Here is a 17,503-nt window from a genome sequence, read left to right as displayed (position 1 = left end):
ATGTAGCTTAACCACATTGCCCATAATCAAAATCGCTGGGGCGGGCAAGTTTGCCTCACGTTGTTTTGCCAGGATGGTCTCAAGCGTGCCTGTCAAAACTTGCTGATGCGGCAAGCTGGCATTGGACACAATCGCAATCGGTGTACTGGGATTTTTTCCTGCGTTAATCAAGCCACTCGTCAGTTTATCCAGCTGCTTTAACCCCATATAAAAAACCACGGTTTGGTTATCATCAAGCCAGCTAGCAAAGTCTTCATTGATGGTATCCGTCTTAAGAGAGGCAGTGACAAACTTGACAGAGTGCGCATACGCACGGTGAGTCAATGGAATACCGGCACAGCTTGCCGCCGCGGTGGCTGCGGTAATCCCGGGCACGACTTCAAAATCAACCCCAGCTGCAACCAATTGCTCGGCTTCTTCACCGCCCCGCCCAAATACATACGGGTCACCACCTTTGAGGCGTAACACGCGCTGTCCTTGCTGCGCCTGTTCAACGAGTAGCTCATTGATTTTTTCTTGCCTTACCGCATGATCACTGGCTTTTTTGCCGACGTAGATTTTGGTGGCATCACGCCTGCACAGATCGAGAATCTGCGCTGAAACCAAATTATCATAAAATACCACATCCGCTTGTTGCATCAATCGTAGCGCTTTAAAGGTTAGCAAATCAGGATCGCCCGCCCCTGCACCCACAATATACACTTTGCCAAGCTGTGCTTTATCTGTCGGCTGGTTGTTGGCGTGCTGTTGTAGCAAGGTTTCAAGTTGGCTTTCAGCTTTGCTTAGGCTATTTGAATTACCCTCAAATACCGATTCTGCGACTTGTCCTTCAAACGCTTGTTCCCAAAACTTACGTCTAGCCGTCACATTGGGCAATGCAGCTTTCACTTTATCGCGAAATTTACCGGCCAGCCCTGCCAATTCGCCATATTGGGGTGGCACGACTGTTTCGATTTTGGCTCGCAGCAGTCTTGCCAGCACTGGTGCTTTACCTGCACTGGATACCGCAATGGTAATCGGATTGCGGTCAACGATGGCAGGAAAGATAAAGGTACATAGCGGTGGATTATCGACGACATTAACTGGGATAAAACGGGCTTCACAGTCATGAAAAATCTGCGCATTCACCGTTTCATCATCGGTACAAGCAATGACAATGGTTTGTTTATCCAAATATTTTTGCTGATAAACATCGTTAATCAATTGATGACGAGAATCACCAAATTGCTCGGTGAGTCTCGGCTCATAGCTGGGTGCAACAAAAGTGATTGTCGCGCCAGCTTTATCGAGCAAATCCGCTTTACGCAGTGCCACTTCCCCACCGCCAACCACGAGTACGGGGCGATTTTCTAATTTAAAAAATAGCGGTAAGGTATTCATAGACATTCTCAACATTAGATAGTGACAAGAACAATTAAGCCGAACCGAAGTTCAGCTTAACATTTTCATACATACTGCCGATCAAAAATTATAATTGTGTGTGTAGACCACATTCACGGTTCTCTTCAACTTTGGTTGGGTCAAAGTAGTCATGTTCATTTGGCAAATCATGCTCTTTTAAGTAAGCTTCTAAGTCATCTTCTGACCAATGGAACAATGGCGCTACTTTTAACACGCCGTCTTTACTTTCTGACAACACATCAAGCGATTGACGAAATTCCGTTTGGTCTTTACGAATCGCATTAATCCACACGTCAGGGGCAATTTCTTTTAACGCACGTCCAAATGGCTCAAGTTTCACTTGTTGGGTGAATTTTTCGTGTGCTGGGTTGTTGACGCTAGGTACGCCGTTGAATTCGACATCACGCCAAGCTGCGGTTTGTTGCGGCAAGTAGGTAATCACGTTTAAGTTTAAACGTTTAATCAAATCTTGCGCATGGCGATAAGTCGCTTCAGTGTTGTAGCCAGAATCCACGAACAATACTTTGATATCAGGACGTTGTTTGGCAACCATCTCTAACAGTACCACTTCATAAGGGCGAAAGTTGGTAGTGATAATAGGATTACTACCTTGTGCCAGTGCCCAAGCAATGATTTCCTCTGGGGTTTTGCCATTCAATTCTGCATTGGCTTTGTCTAGGTCTATATTTAGTTTATTGCTCATTGGATTTCCTAATGTTTTATGGTGAAAAATTGGGATACGCTATGCTAATCAATTATGCGATGTTTAAAAAATGATTTTTAATGATATTATTATGAAAATTTAGAATTAACAAATTAACTTGAAATGCAGAAACCAGAAGTTCGAAACGATAAGGTAGCAACTTGCGAAAATTAAAAAAGCGAACCCTTAGATTCGCTCAATCTTAGCATGATTCAATAATTAATTGGCAAAAATCGGTAATTGCGTCACACTGCGACCTGTATAACGGTGTTTGATATCGACAAAATAATCAAACCAACTGGGGTTAAAATCGCTGTCATTAATATCAAACTCACTAAACCCTACTTCGGTGAGCAGCTGCAACGTATCTGGCAAGATATCACCGCTAGCGCGCAACACAATAGCGGGGGTATAACTGGGATGTTGCTGAATCTTTTGCGCCAAACTATAACCGCGTCCATCACGAAAACCATGAAAGTCAATCACAATCACGGAAAGTAGCGGCATCACTTTGGCAAAGTCCTGTTGCAAAAACTGATAATCACTCGCGCCCGATAAAATAATACCCAGTTTTTTATCGCCCAACCGATGGGACAGTACTACCAAATCATCCGCTTCTAACTGCGGTTTTGGCGGATTTTTCTCGCTAAATTCAATAGGGCGATAGTCCACCAAAATTTCAGTGATATCTGAGGCATACTGGGATGGGTCGATATGCTCGATTTTTTGCTCATGAATACTCACGCTCACTGACTTTACATTATCAATCACTTGGCTTTGGTTAATGAGTGCCATGGCTTATCCCTCCACCGGCTGTTCTGATTTGTCACGATATACATACTCTTTAAATGGCTCAATGCCAATACGATCAACAACTTCGGCAAATGTTTCGCTACCAAAGTCGGTAGCCGCCGCTTGACGGTATTTAAGATAGACTTGCAGGATATCATCCACTGTCGCCGCGACCGCATCGACAGGCACGGATTTACCCAAAATATCGCCTAATTTGGCGTCTTGACCCGATCTACCACCCAGCGAGATTTGGTACCAATGCTCGCCTTTTTTATCTACGCCCAAAATACCGATATCGGCGACATGGTGATGCGCACAGGCATTCATACAGCCTGACATGTTTAGGCGAATTTCACCAATATCATGGACAAAATCTGCGTCTTGGAAATATTGATTGACTTGGTTGACGATATTTAAGGTGCTGGCATTGGCCAATGAGCAATAGTCAAAGCCTGGACATGAGATAATATCCGTCAATAAGCCAATATTTGGGCGGGCAAGGTCGTATTGTTTGAGCACCTGATAGACGTCATATACTTCTTCAAGTTTGACATCCGTGAGCACCAAGTTTTGATGATGGGTGCCGCGCACTTCACCAAAGCTGTATTTATCCGCCAAATCAGCCACCACACGCATTTGGGTGGCGGTGATATCGCCGGTGTCTTGCATAAAGTGTTTGAGTGAGATAATCACCACCTGATAGCCTTTGACTTTGTGCTCGCGGGTATTTTGGTTAAACCAACGCACAAACTCGCTATCTTCAAACTGGGCAGCCAGTTTGTCTTGGCTAGCTTGTAATTGTTGTTGGCTGAATGTTTGGTACGCTGGCGGTGGAAAGAAGGTTTTGGCGTGTTCAATTTGTTCAGCTGTCAGTGTTAATGCACCGTCTTTATTGTGTTTTTCCCAATCTTCTTCCACGATTCGTGAAAACGCTTCGGCACCCATACTTTCAACCAAAATCTTGATACGGGCTTTGTATTTGTTGTCACGGCGACCGTATTGGTTGTAGATACGTAAGATGGCATCTAAATAAGAGAGTAAATGACGTTCGGGTAAAAACGGACGAATCACTTTGCCAATCACAGGGGTGCGCCCTAGACCACCGCCCACTATCACTTCGAAACCGATGTCACCTGCGTCATTTTTGACCACATGCAGGCCAATGTCATGCAGCTGGGTCGCGGCACGGTCTGACCGAGTACCAATAACCGCGATTTTAAATTTACGCGGTAAATAGGTAAATTCTGGGTGAAACGTTGACCATTGGCGAATGATTTCACAATACGGGCGCGGATCGGCAATTTCATCAGCCGTCACACCGGCAAACTGGTCGGTAGTGGTATTGCGGATACAGTTACCTGAAGTTTGAATCGCATGCATTTGTACCGATGCCAATTCTGCCAAAATATCGGGCACTTCTTCTAATTTTGGCCAGTTAAATTGCATATTGGTACGGGTGGTGATATGACCATAGCCACGGTCGTATTTTTCGCTGATGTCGGCAAGTTTACGCAGTTGATACGTCGCAAGCAGACCATAAGGAATCGCCACGCGAAGCATCGGCGCATGACGCTGAATATATAGACCGTTCATCAGGCGTAATGGCAAGTACGCTTCTTCACTGAGCTCGCCAGCCAAAAAACGTCGGGTTTGGTCGCGAAACTGCTCGACCCGATCATCTACCAATTGTTGGTCAATTGCGTTGTATTTATACATGCGGATTCCTATGTCACTAAGACAAATTCTAATTACAAAGTGAATTTAAAACTTTTAGCTTTTGCAGCTATTTCAACTGGGTGAAATTTTAACCTGCCTATCATAAATGCCCAAGGGGTTTTTAGTAAATTCCATTTTTACATAAATATATCGAATTACTGCATTTATTATTGCGAACTGCAATATTCTATTATACGCTACCTTAATTTTCTTGAACCGTCTGTTTTTTTGACACGCTAATATAGGATATCCGATGAGCCAAAGCGCCACTTCAACTCTCCATTCTCTAAGCCAACTGGTCCCACCACACGGTAGTGACACATTAAAAGAAAAATTACTCCAAGGCGATGCGCTAACCGCTGCCCAGCAAAAAGCCAAAAATCTGCCAAAAATCCAAATCAGCTCCCGTGAAGCCGGTGATTTGATTATGCTCGGTATTGGCGGCTTTACCCCGCTAGATGGTTTTATGAACCAAGCAGACTGGCAAAGCGTATGTGACAATATGCATTTAACCACTGGCGACAATGCGGGCGTATTTTGGCCCATTCCTATTACCCTATCAACAGATACTGCCACTGCCGATACGCTAAACCCAGGCGATGACATTGCGCTAGAATACCAAGGCGAAATCATGGGAATTTTGACCTTAAGCGAAAAATACCGCATTGATAAAGCGCACGAATGCCAAACCGTCTTTGGCACCACAGAACTTGAGCATCCCGGCGTTGCCATGGTAATGGCACAAGGTGATGTCAACCTAGCCGGCGATGTGGTGGTGTTAAGTGAAGGCGAATTCCCGAGCAAATATGGTGATATCTACCTCACCCCGGCACAAACCCGTGACATCTTTACTCAAAATGGCTGGAAAACCGTCGCTGCCTTCCAAACCCGTAACCCGATGCACCGCTCACATGAGTACCTTGCCAAAATCGCGATTGAAATCTGTGATGGCGTACTCATTCATTCATTGCTTGGCGCATTAAAACCTGGCGATATTCCTGCAGACGTACGCCAAGAAGCCATTGGTACATTAATCGACCATTACTTCCGTAAAGACACCGTCATCCAAGCAGGCTATCCACTGGATATGCGCTATGCAGGTCCGCGTGAAGCATTATTACATGCCTTATTCCGTCAAAACTATGGTTGTAGCCATTTGATTGTTGGGCGTGACCATGCAGGCGTCGGTGATTACTATGGCGCATTTGATGCGCAGCATATTTTTGATACACTTAAACCGAATGATTTAATCACCCAACCGTTAAAAATTGACTGGACATTCTGGTGTGATGCTTGTGACTCGATGGCATCGACCAAAACTTGCCCACACGATGCCAGCCATCATGTCAAAGTCTCAGGTACCAAATTGCGTAAAGCCTTATCGGAAGGGGAAGATGTGCCTGATAACTTCAGCCGTCCAGAAGTGTTAGCGGTACTTCGTAACTACTATGAAGGCTTAGAAGAGCATCAAAAACATAAAGTTGAGTTAACAGGTCACTCTGCAAAATAATTATTGCGCAGTTTAACGCTTATTAATCGATAAAAAGGGTATGTGATAATACCCTTTTTTATCAAACCTTAAGCAAAAAAATTAGCAAAAAAAAGAAGCATGCGGCTTCTTTTTTTATTGCTTAACTAAGCTAAATTTAACTAAGCTAAATCACATATTCGACATGCGAATCTTGTAGAAAATTGGCAACAAAATGACTCGAGGGATGATTGACTAGCGTCTCATAATCCCCAATTTGCACGATTTGACCTTGGTTCATCACCACAATTTCATCGGATAATTCTGCCGCTTCTTCTTGGTCATGGGTCACTAAAATACTGGTGACACCAAGCTCATGATGAATTGAGCGCAGCCAAGCGCGTAATTCTTTACGCACCTTGGCATCGAGGGCGCCAAATGGCTCATCGAGTAACAATAGCTTTGGCTCTACCGCTAGCGCACGCGCCAATGCGATACGCTGACGCTGACCGCCTGAGAGTTGATGCGGGTATTTTTTTGCGGTTTGGGATAGTTGCACGAGCTCCAGCAGATAATTGACCTTTTTGCTGATTTCCGCGTTGCTTAGGCGTTTGTTTTTTGGCATGACGGTCAAGCCAAACGCCACGTTATCAAACACGGTCATATGGCGAAATAACGCGTAATGCTGGAACATAAAGCCGATATGACGCTGCTGCACAGGCACATCGGTCACATCTTCACCATCAAACAAAATACGCCCCGTATCGGCAAGCTCAAGCCCTGCGATGATGCGCAGTAAGGTAGTCTTACCACAGCCTGAAGGTCCCAACAGCGAGGTTAATTTGCCCGTCGGTACGGTTAAATTGATCGGTTGTAGTGCAGTAAAGCGACCAAACTGTTTGGTGATATCACGGATTTCAATACTCATGGTATTCTCTTAACTTTTTACTTTTTAAATTGCATCAATGTTATTCATCATTGCCAGACTGACGTTTAGTCAACGCCTGCTGCACGATTAAGGTAACGAGTGCCAACAACGCCAACAAACTCGACAACGCAAACGCCGCCGTCATGTTATATTCATTGTAAGCAATCTCAACCAATAGCGGCATGGTATTGGTTTCACCGCGGATATGACCTGAGACCACACTCACCGCGCCAAACTCACCCATCGCACGGGCATTGGTCAAAATAATACCGTATAGCAATGCCCATTTGATATTAGGCAGCGTCACCCGCCAAAACATTTGCCAGCCTGACGCGCCGAGTGTTAATGCCGCTTGCTCTTCACTACTGCCTTGCGACTGCATCAGCGGAATCACTTCACGTGCCACGAATGGAAAAGCCACAAACATGGTGGCAAGCACGATACCGGGAATGGCAAAAATCACTTGAAAACCAAAGTATTCTAGCCAGCCGCCAAGCCACGTATTGGCGCCCAGTAGTGCCACAAACATCAAGCCTGCAACCACCGGCGACACCGAAAATGGCAAATCTAGCAGCGTGGTGAGTAATTGCTTACCTTTAAAATCAAATCGGGTCAATAGCCAGGCTAATGCAATCCCAATCACCGTATTAATCGGCACCACAATCAGCGCCGTAATCAAGGTAAGCTTGATAGCCGATAATGCCTCGTGATCGGTCAAGGCAGCCACATACAACTGCCAGCCAGATTTTAAGGCTTCATAAAACACCGATATTAGCGGAATCACTAACATGAGCGTCATAAACGCCACCGCAATGCCAATTAAGGTATAACGTAGCCATGTCGGCTCACGGGTTGCGGCTTGGGTTTGGTAAGGATATTGGCTGCTATCTATCATACACTTGCCCCGCCCATACGTTTGGTAAATAGCCACTGCAAGGCATTAATGGCAAATAAAATCACAAACGAAATCATCAACATAAACAAAGCAACCGCAGCAGCGCCTTGCACATCAAAGCTTTCAAGCTTACCGATAATGATTAACGGTAAAATCTCAGACTTCATCGGCAAATTACCCGCAATAAAAATCACCGAACCATACTCCCCCGTCGCCCGCGCAAACATCATGCCTGAGCCCATCAGCAAGGCAGGATACAATTCTGGTAATATGACCCGTCTAAAAGTTGTCAATCTACCAGCGCCCAGCACCGATGCCGCCTCTTCATATTCTGGCGACAGCTCCGCAAGCACAGGTTGCACCGCACGCACAATAAACGGCAAACTCACCACAATCAACGCCAACCAAATACCAATGGGGGTAAAAGCAATTTTAATGCCAAATGGCGCAAAAAACTGCCCGATTAAACCATTGGGTGCATATAAGGTTGCTAGCGAAATACCCATTACTGCCGTTGGCAAGGCAAACGGCAAATCCACGAGCGCATTTAAAATCGACTTCCCCCAAAACTCGTAGCGCACCAATACCCATGCAATCAGCGTACCAAACACCAAATTGGTCAATGTCGCTAGCAATGACATTTTTAGTGACAGTTCAATCGCTGCCTTGACGCGCGGCTCGGCAATGGTTTTGATAAACCCTGCCACACCAATATCGGCGGTCGTCATTACCATTGCCACAAATGGCAACAGCACGATAATCGACAATGCCAACACACTGATGCCCAAACTCAAATTAAAAAACGGCATGATATGGCGCTTTTTATTGCGTTTTAAGGGTGAATTGGGTGTTTTAGGCTGATTGTTTGATGTTAAATCGGCTTGATGGTTAGCATTGATGCTTGCCATGCAGGGCTTCCTTTACTAATAATCGGTAGGCGACGTCAGAATTTAGAATAATAAACATACAAAAATAAAAATTCAAAAATAAAGATACAAAAAGCTCTGTACCCAAAATCTTAAGCACGGCTATAGTACCATCTCACTTTGATTTTCCAAACTATATTTATGCGCTTTAAATATTCTTAGCTAGAATAAAAAACCAGAGCCGAACTCTGGTTTTGTTATCTAAAACAGCGAACTATTTTGCTGCAGGTGCCGATGCTATGGTGCTCGTTGGGCTGGCTAGTTGATCAAAGACACCACCATCTTTGAAGTATTTGGTCATGATATCCGTCCAACTGCCAAATTCAGCATTCGGACTAAAGGTGGTAAGCGCGGGTAATTTATCTTGATTTTTAGCCAGTACCGCCGCATCGCTTGGGCGAAGGTATAAATCTGCCGCCAATTGCTGGGCAGGCTCGCTCCACAAATAATCAAGATACGCTTTCGCTGCGTCGTTGGTGCCTTTTTTATCAGTCACTGATTTGACAATCGCCACGGGATTTTCTGCTGATATGGTGTAGCTTGGATAGACAATTTGCACATCGCCTTTACCAAACTGTTTAACCGCGAGATTGGCTTCATTTTCAAAGGTGACTAACACATCGCCAATTTGGCGCTGTAAGAACGTAGTAGTCGCCGCACGCCCACCATTTTCATACACCGGTACGTTTTTGAGCAACTCTTTGACAAAGTTTTTGGTTTTGCTTTCATCTTTATTAAAACTATGTAAGCCGTAGCCATACGCGCCTAAGAAAGCATAACGCCCATTACCCGTGGTTTTTGGGTTGGCAAGTACGATTTGTACGCCTGGTTTTGCCAAATCAGACCAGTCTTTGATTTGTTTTGGGTTGTCTTTACGCACCAAAAACACGATGGCACTGGTATAGGGTACTGCTTTGTTTGGGAATTGGCTTTGCCAATCTTGTGCCACCAAGCCTTTTTTCACCAATAGCTCTACATCTGAGCCTTGATTCATACTGACCACATCCGCTTGCAGACCGTTGGCAACTGCGAGCGCTTGTTTGCTAGAGCCGCCATGCGATTGCTGGATATCAATAGTTTTGCCGCTATTTTTGGTTTCATAGTCTTTGATAAACAGGGGATTGTAGCTTTTATAAAAGTCACGAGCGACGTCATAGGAGACATTGAGCAGTTTAATACCGCCTTTATCGCTCGCGCCTGCATTTGATTGCGTAGCGGCTTGACCTGAAGCGGCTTGTTGGTCTTGCTGGGTGGGCGCACGTGAACAGCCCGCTAGACTCACGCCTAATAACGCTAGACTTGATAGCACGGCTACGGTTTTGTGTTGAACCTTAGTTTTTTTTTGAAAATTAACAGTCATCATGGTCACCCCTCATCTCAATGTATAAAAATCAATATATAATGTTAAATTCATTCATACTATTTTACAAAAAAAGCGTCGTCAAGCAAAAACAATATTATTCTGTATCCATATTCCACTTCTGAATATTACATCATAAAATATAATGTAATATTTAAAATTAACAGCTTAACAGGCTGTATCAAACCTGCATCACATCTAAATCACAAATGTCACGTTGTCAGCGTTATCATTTTCGCCTACAATTTTATTTTTAATTATCAAGAATTTTCCATGGCAAAAGCTTCCAAAACTGTTATCAAATCAATTGAAGAGCAGCTCGCACGACTGGATTTGCAAACCACCTCATTAAATCAGGCTGATGACGTATTTTTGGCGCTGCTTGACGATAGTGAGCCTGATAATAAAGCAACTGCAAAGCGTGACAGTGTTGATAACTTGAGTGATTATGACTTTAGCGAACAATTAGCCATTCAAGATCGCGATAACCAACTACAACAAGCGTTAAGTGATACTGTATTGTCACTGAGTGATTATCTATCCGCTGTGCAGTTGGTGATTAGTGAAACGTTTGCCCATACCGTTTGGGTGAAAGCTGAAATCCGTAGTCTGTCAGCCAAAGGCGGTCACTATTATTTTGAATTGGCGGATAAAGATATGGAGGGCAAAGTCACCGCCAGCTGCCGCGGCACGCTATGGCGCGGTCAAGCAGCCAAAGTACTGTCAAAGTTTGAAAAAAACACTGGCATGAGCCTTGAGCGAGGCTTGAATGTATTGCTCAAAGTCTCAGCCACGTTCCATGCCCAATATGGCTTTTCGTTAAACATCGTCGATATCGACCCCACTTACACACTGGGCGATTTGGCAAAGCAATATCAAATGATTTTAACCAGACTGCATGAAGAAGGGCTGCTCGATCTCAATCAATCGCTACCGATGCCGTTTGATATTGAGCATGTGCTCGTCGTCGCGCCTGAAAAAGCTGCAGGGTTGGGCGATTTTCGCGCGGATGCCGATAGACTCGCCAGTACAGGGGCTTGTATTTTTCATTATGAGCACGCCACCTTTCAAGGCAATCACGCACCTGAAGACATCCGCCAAGCCATCATTAAAGGCATGAAAAATCTGAGCAAGCAGCATATTACCGCAGATTTGATAGTGATTATCCGGGGTGGTGGCGCGGTGGGCGATTTGGCCTATCTCAATGATTACGAGCTTGCCGCGCTGGTGGCGGAGCAGCCGATACCGGTATGGGTCGGCATTGGTCATGAGCGCGACCGTGTTATGCTAGATGAAGTGGCACATCAAAGTTTTGATACCCCATCGAAGGTTATCGCAGGCATTCGCAATCATTTGCTCACTATTACCCAAGGTGCCAAACAACATTTTTTGACCATCGAGCAAATTGCTAAGTCCAGCATCTTGCAGGCACGCCGTGATAGCGAACAACAACTTACCAAGATACAATCGGCAGCGCAGCGACAATTATCTGCCGCTAAACTTGCCATCGACAACCAATTTGTACAGATTCGCCAACTTGCTTATCAGCAAATCACCACGGCTCGTCAATCGACCAACCAACTGCGTGAGATGACATTGTTACAGCATCCGTCAACTGTATTAACCCGTGGCTATGCGATTATCAGAACCTCGCATCCTGCATCAAATACGGTGATGACTTCGATTGCCCAAGTTGAGCCCAATTCAACCATAACCATTGAACTACAAGATGGCTATCTACAAGCCACCGTCAACGCCAAACACGCAAAAAACTGACCTATCTATCAACAGGAATAACCATGACAGAGCCAACCGATTTTAAAAGCGCCTATGAGGTGTTAAAAACAAATGCACAGCGCTTGCAAAATAGCCAAGAGCCCAATATTGACGCGCTGATGACCATTGTAGCGCAGTCCATTGACGCCTATAAAGTATGCCAAGCGCGGATTGATGCCGTTGAAGCCTCGCTTAATCAAGCGTTTGAAACAGACTAAGTTTCAATCAAGCAGAAAAGCAAAATAAAAAAGCCACTATCGAAGGATAATGGCTTTTTTATGTTGGGCATTTAAATTTCTACTTTGGCACCCATTTCTACCACATTGTTACTAGGAAGTTTTAGAAATTCAGCCGCGGTGCCGGCATTACGGTGCATATGGGCAAACAATTTTTCACGCCATAGTGCCATACCTTTAATACTCTCAGATGCCACCACTGCCTCATGGGATAAGAAATAACTGACCTTGGCAGGATCGAAATCAAAGTTAAATTGCTGAATGTGTTTGAGCGAATCTGGCACATCAGGGTCATTTTTAAAGCCAAAATTGAGCACCACCTTCCAGCAATTGTGTCCCAAATAGGTCACTTCACTACGTTTACTGAGACCCACCCAAGGGGTTTCTAAGGTATTAACGGTGACAAAGATATTGTACTCATGCAAGCATTTATTGTGCTTTAAGTTTTGTTTCAACGCCACGGGTACGATATCGACTTCAGAGACCATAAATACGGCAATGCCTTTGATTTTTTTGATATTTTCAAAGAGCACTTGGCAGCGCTGGTTGATTAAGATTTTCTCTTGCAGTACCGCTTGCTGATTTTGCAGCTCTTGGATATTCTCAAGTGGCGCGTTTTCAATATCTTGGGTCAGCTTTTCTAATTTGCCTTGCGTCGACTCCAAAGCTATTTGTAAGCGTTTATTGGTAAAACTGCCAAACAAGTCATCTAAGAAATTTTTTAAGTTAATTTGCCTTGTGGTATGAGCAATTCTCACCAAGTTACGCCCATCTCGCCAAGTCATCATGAGCACAAACATGACGCCCCCTAACAACAATGGGAACCAGCCGCCTTTGAGGAGCTTCAGCAGATTTGACGCCCAAAACAAGAAATCCACCACAAAGAACAATGAGGTCGCGGCAATACACAGCAGCAATGGGTATTTCCACGCATAGCGAATCACAAAGAAGGTCAATATCGTGGTAATCAGCATATCCGTACAAACCGCAATACCATAAGCGGCCGCTAACGCACCCGATGATTTGAACATCACCACAGCAAACGCAATGGCGATAAATAAGCCCCAGTTAATCGCTGGAATATACACCTGACCCACTTCTTTAACATTGGTATACACAATACGCATACGCGGTAAAAAGCCCAGTTGCACCGCTTGTTTGGTGATACTAAACGCCCCAGAAATCAGCGCTTGTGACGCAATCACCGTCGCTAAAGTTGCCATCACCACCATCGGGATACGCATGGCATCTGGAATCATCAAAAAGAAGGGATTGGATTTGCCATCGGGATTGGCCAGTAAAAATGCGCCTTGACCAAAATAATTGAGCAGCAAGGCGGGCATGACAATGGAAAACCAAGCGATACGAATCGGTTTTTTGCCAAAATGCCCCATATCGGCATACAAGGCTTCACCGCCTGTCACACACAACACAACTGCCCCCAAGATGATAAAGGCGAGTGTCGGATTGGTCATCACAAACTGATAAGCATAGATGGGATTGATGGCTTGCAAGATTTCGACATTGTGCTGAATATGATAAACCCCAATGCCAGCAATCAATAAAAACCATAGCACCATCACAGGTCCAAATAGCTTGCCGATACCTTTGGTACCAAATTTTTGCACAAAAAACAGTAAGAACAAAATGGTCAGCGTGGCAGGAATTACCACACTATGCAGCCGTGGCGATACCACCGTCAAACCTTCTACTGCCGATAGCACCGAGATGGATGGGGTAATCACCCCATCGCCATAAAACAAGCAGGTACCAAATATTCCCATGGTCATGATGACTGCGTGCAATTTTGGGCGATGTCTCACCGCGCTTGATGCCAAAGCGAGCATCGCAATCAGACCGCCTTCCCCTTTATTGTCGGCACGTAGCACCAACGAGATGTACTTAAGACTGACGATGATGGTGATAGTCCATACAAATAACGACAGCACCCCATAGATATTGGCAACGTTAAAGGCGACATGACCAGAATTAAAAACTTCTTTTACTGAATACAGTACACTGGTACCGATATCGCCATAAACGACCCCGATTGCCCCTAATGTCAGTGCAGGAACCGAGGTTTTAGCATGTGCTTTACTCATAAATTAACGACGCAATTTGATAAGATGGATTATTATAAGTCGAATTATAAAATTGCGGTTAAATTATATTTTGTAACCAAAGTTATCTATGTACTTGACGATAGTAACATTTTATCAGCGTTAACTTGAAAGAAGTAACCTAGTCCCTTGTTTTTAATGATGAAACGGCGGTTTGGCAAGCCAAATCATACCAATCAATAATAAGAACACCAAGCCAAACAGATAAAAGACCTCATTCGAGCCAATAATCAGCGCCTGTTGGTTAATATTTTGGTTGATGAGTGCCAGCGTTTGCTCATAACTCATGCCAGACGCTTGCAGGCTTTTTGACCACGCATCAAAATTGGAATTTTGGGTGATACTTTCGGTCAAATAAGTATGCGCATGATTGCTACGTCTTTCCCACACAGTCATCACCATTGAAGCGCCAATCCCGCCCGCCAAGGTTCTCACAAAGGTAAAAATGCCTGTCGCTGCCGCCATTTTATCATGCGAAATGTTGGAGAGCGCAATGGTGGTTAGTGGCATAAAAAACATGGCGGTACCCAGTCCTTGGATAAACTGCGGCCAAAACACATCCCAAAACGTCATCTGCGGATTAAAATCACTTCGCCATACAAAGGTGGCACAATAAATTAAAAAACTTAACGTCACCAAGATGCGCATATCGATGTTTCGCGCGTATTTACCGATTAAAGGCGTCAACAATACCGGGAAAATACCAATCGGTGCCGCTGCCAGACCTGCCCAAACCGCGGTATAGCCCATGGTTTGCTGCAGCATGACGGGCAATAGCACAATGGCGCCCATATATAGCAAAAATGCCAAGCTAATCACCAATGTGCCAATGGTAAAATTGCGGTCTTGAAAAATCGACAAATCAATAATCGGATGTTCCTCACCGCGCTCCCAAATTATCAAATAACTCAAACATAAAACGCTAATGACGGCTAAAGCAATGATTTCAGGGGAAGCAAACCAATCGAGCTCACGCCCACGATCCAAGAAAAACTGCAGTGCACCTATCCCGACAATCATCAAAACAAGGCCTACTTTATCAATATCGGTCTTGATGACAGGCGTTTCGCGGTTTTTAAGTTGTTGCCATGCCAAAATAATGGCAATAATCCCAATCGGAATATTGATAAAAAATATCCAGCCCCAGTGATAGTTGTCGCAGATATAACCGCCCAAAATCGGACCTAATATCGGCGCGGTGACGACCACCATAGCAAATAATCCAAGCGCCATCGCCCGTTTTTCAAGCGGGAAAGACTGTAATAATAGACTTTGTGCCAGTGGAATCATCGGACCTGCTACTGCGCCTTGCGCCACCCTGGCAATAATCAGCATCGTCAAACTATGTGACACCCCACATAGCCATGAACAAAACACAAATAAACTTGCCGACACCAAAAACACTTTGACCGAGCCATATTGACGAGCCAACCACCCTGTGAGGGGAATAGATATCGCGTTGGAAACGGCAAACATAGTAATTACCCATGTACCTTGCGAAGTCGCCGCACCCAAATCCCCTGCGATGGTCGGTAATGCCACATTGGCAATGGTCGAATCAAGCACCATCATAAACACCGCCATGGATAGGGCAAATGTCACAATCGCAAGCGGCATCCCTGATAAAGGCGCGGGTTGGTCGCCCTGTGGCTGACTACGGGCTTGATTATCAGCCGCTGGCTGCTCGGTATCCATAGTGGGTGAAATTGCTTCCGCCATTTTTCACCTCATGATTGGTTTTGCTGGATGATTTGTTGGATAATTTTGGTCGCGCCTGCCATATCGACTTGCGGCTGCAGCTGCGCAACAGGTTTGTTGCTAGCGGTCGCGGTAGCCACCTGCGGTTTGCCTTGTTGGTCTCGGCTATCAAGCTCGGCATGCATACTCAGCCCGACGCGTAGCGGATGTTGTTGTAATTCTTTGCTATCGAGTGCAATTCGTACAGGCAGACGCTGGGTGACTTTAATCCAGTTACCGGTGGCGTTTTGGGCAGGCAAAACCGAGAACGCACTGCCCGTCCCTGCTGACAAGCCAATCACTTTGCCATGATAAACAACCTCTTTACCATAGATATCTGATGTTAAATTCACCGCTTGACCCAGATGAATGTCTTTAATTTGGCTTTCTTTAAAATTGGCATCGACCCACAAATCATGTAGTGGCACAATCACCATCAAAGGCGTGCCTGCGCTGATTTTTTGACCTAATTGCACACCGCGTTTGGCAATTTGCCCATCGATGGGTGCTACGATCTGGGTACGGTTGAGATTGAGCCAAGCGGTTTGGATATTCGCCATCGCGGTTTGCACCGCAGGTTGTGATAGCACATCATTTTTACCCAAATTGGCCACTGTCACATTGCGCTGCGCTTGGGCAGTCACAACGGCAGAGCGAGCGGTGGCTTGCTTGGCAACTGCCGCATCGAGCTGGGCTTGGGCTTTTTTGACAGTGTCGGCAGCATGCTGGACTTCTTCTTGCGATACCGCTTGACTTGCCATCAAAGCGGCGCGGCGTTGATAGTCAGATTGTGCGGCAAGCAGCGCAATTTTGGCAGATTCAATTTGCGATTGCACTTCATTCATCGCAGTTTGCGCTTGCGAGATATTGACATCAGCTTGTTGGATGGTTGCGGTTTGGGTTTTGTACTGTCTGATTGCTGTGCGCAATTGTGCCTTGGCGGTTTCAAGGGCTAAGCCATTATCCGCTTGGTCTAACGCTACCAAGGTTTGCCCGGCTTTGACCATATCCGTGTCATTGACCCCAATTGCTGTCACCGTCCCCGATATTTGCGCGTTGATTTGTACTTGATTGCCGCTCACATAGGCGTCCTCGGTACTGACTTGATAGCGCCATTGGGTAATGTATAACCATAACGTCACCGCAGCAATGGCTAAAACAATCAGGGTAAATAAAAATAGGTTTTTTTTACGTTTGGATTTGGCAGGGATTTGGGTTGTGCTATGCGTAGGTGCGGGTGTGGGTGCTGGTTCGGGGCTATCATCAACCCCATTCGGCATGGTTTCAGCCATTTTTTCGTCCTTATCGCTAAACTTGAGTGGCAAAATCTAAAAAATCCGACGGTTGACAGACGGATTGATGCTAGAAAATAGCTCGATTATGTAATTTGATACGTTTAATGGGTGGCAATATAAAACTATCCTAAACAGCCATCAAGCATCAAA

The 17,503-nt window shown here is 45.1% G+C and carries 13 protein-coding genes and 1 pseudogene; 3 read left to right on the top strand and 11 right to left on the bottom strand.

Annotated elements, in window-relative coordinates:
- The 4 genes from cysG to RT143_RS06940 form a co-directional block, all read right to left on the bottom strand.
- The coding region (gene cysG, locus RT143_RS06955) for a siroheme synthase CysG (protein ID WP_313092059.1) at positions 1–1,380 on the bottom strand (1,380 nt) is incomplete at its 3' end.
- Positions 1,381–1,468: 88 nt separating this feature from the next.
- Positions 1,469–2,104, bottom strand: coding sequence for a phosphoadenosine phosphosulfate reductase domain-containing protein (locus tag RT143_RS06950; RefSeq protein WP_007115334.1), 636 nt, complete (start codon positions 2,102–2,104; stop codon positions 1,469–1,471).
- 219 nt (positions 2,105–2,323) lie between these two features.
- Positions 2,324–2,899: a DUF934 domain-containing protein gene (locus RT143_RS06945; protein WP_313092057.1), complete on the bottom strand. Its 576-nt coding sequence runs from the start codon at positions 2,897–2,899 to the stop codon at positions 2,324–2,326.
- 3 nt (positions 2,900–2,902) lie between these two features.
- Positions 2,903–4,612, bottom strand: coding sequence for a nitrite/sulfite reductase (locus RT143_RS06940; protein WP_313092056.1), 1,710 nt, complete (start codon positions 4,610–4,612; stop codon positions 2,903–2,905).
- 253 nt (positions 4,613–4,865) lie between these two features.
- On the opposite strand from RT143_RS06940, the gene sat reads away from it, so the two are divergent.
- A complete protein-coding gene (gene sat, locus RT143_RS06935) occupies positions 4,866–6,122 on the top strand; it encodes a sulfate adenylyltransferase (protein WP_313092054.1) in 1,257 nt (418 codons plus the stop codon).
- A gap of 175 nt (positions 6,123–6,297) precedes the next feature.
- Here the strand turns inward: sat and RT143_RS06930 are convergent.
- From RT143_RS06930 to RT143_RS06915, 4 genes and pseudogenes are all read right to left on the bottom strand, one after another.
- A pseudogene (locus RT143_RS06930) lies at positions 6,298–7,008 on the bottom strand (sulfate/molybdate ABC transporter ATP-binding protein); the annotation flags it as partial.
- A 40-nt stretch (positions 7,009–7,048) separates the two neighbouring features.
- The gene (cysW, locus tag RT143_RS06925; RefSeq protein ID WP_313092053.1) at positions 7,049–7,903 is read right to left on the bottom strand and encodes a sulfate ABC transporter permease subunit CysW; all 855 of its coding nucleotides are present in this window, start codon (positions 7,901–7,903) and stop codon (positions 7,049–7,051) included.
- Entirely contained in the window at positions 7,900–8,811 is a 912-nt protein-coding gene (cysT, locus tag RT143_RS06920; protein ID WP_198001245.1) for a sulfate ABC transporter permease subunit CysT, read from the bottom strand. The genes cysW and cysT overlap by 4 nt, the downstream gene beginning before the upstream one ends.
- A 232-nt stretch (positions 8,812–9,043) precedes the next feature.
- Positions 9,044–10,192 carry a sulfate ABC transporter substrate-binding protein gene (locus RT143_RS06915; RefSeq protein ID WP_409519699.1) on the bottom strand — a complete coding sequence of 383 codons (1,149 nt, stop codon included), beginning with the start codon at positions 10,190–10,192 and terminating at the stop codon, positions 9,044–9,046.
- A 270-nt stretch (positions 10,193–10,462) separates the two neighbouring features.
- Here RT143_RS06915 and xseA point away from each other — a divergent pair, with 270 nt between their 5' ends.
- Entirely contained in the window at positions 10,463–11,965 is a 1,503-nt protein-coding gene (gene xseA, locus RT143_RS06910; protein ID WP_313092052.1) for an exodeoxyribonuclease VII large subunit, read from the top strand.
- A gap of 23 nt (positions 11,966–11,988) precedes the next feature.
- A complete protein-coding gene (gene xseB, locus RT143_RS06905) occupies positions 11,989–12,183 on the top strand; it encodes an exodeoxyribonuclease VII small subunit (RefSeq protein WP_007115343.1) in 195 nt (64 codons plus the stop codon).
- A 71-nt stretch (positions 12,184–12,254) separates the two neighbouring features.
- Here the strand turns inward: xseB and RT143_RS06900 are convergent, their stop codons facing one another.
- The 3 genes from RT143_RS06900 to RT143_RS06890 form a co-directional block, all read right to left on the bottom strand.
- On the bottom strand, positions 12,255–14,303 hold the full coding sequence (locus tag RT143_RS06900) for a potassium transporter Kup (protein ID WP_313092050.1): 2,049 nt from the start codon (positions 14,301–14,303) through the stop codon (positions 12,255–12,257).
- 153 nt (positions 14,304–14,456) lie between these two features.
- Positions 14,457–16,040 (bottom strand): DHA2 family efflux MFS transporter permease subunit, encoded by a 1,584-nt coding sequence (locus RT143_RS06895; protein ID WP_313092048.1) that lies wholly within the window; start codon positions 16,038–16,040, stop codon positions 14,457–14,459.
- 8 nt (positions 16,041–16,048) lie between these two features.
- Positions 16,049–17,350, bottom strand: coding sequence for an HlyD family efflux transporter periplasmic adaptor subunit (locus RT143_RS06890; protein ID WP_313092047.1), 1,302 nt, complete (start codon positions 17,348–17,350; stop codon positions 16,049–16,051).
- Positions 17,351–17,503: the final 153 nt, after the last annotated feature.

The sequence above is a fragment of the Moraxella sp. CTOTU48268 genome (genome assembly GCF_032069585.1).
Taxonomy (GTDB): Bacteria; Pseudomonadota; Gammaproteobacteria; order Pseudomonadales; family Moraxellaceae; genus Faucicola; species Faucicola cinerea.
Note: the sequence above shows the minus strand (reverse complement) of the source record. Positions and strands in the feature narration are given on the sequence as shown.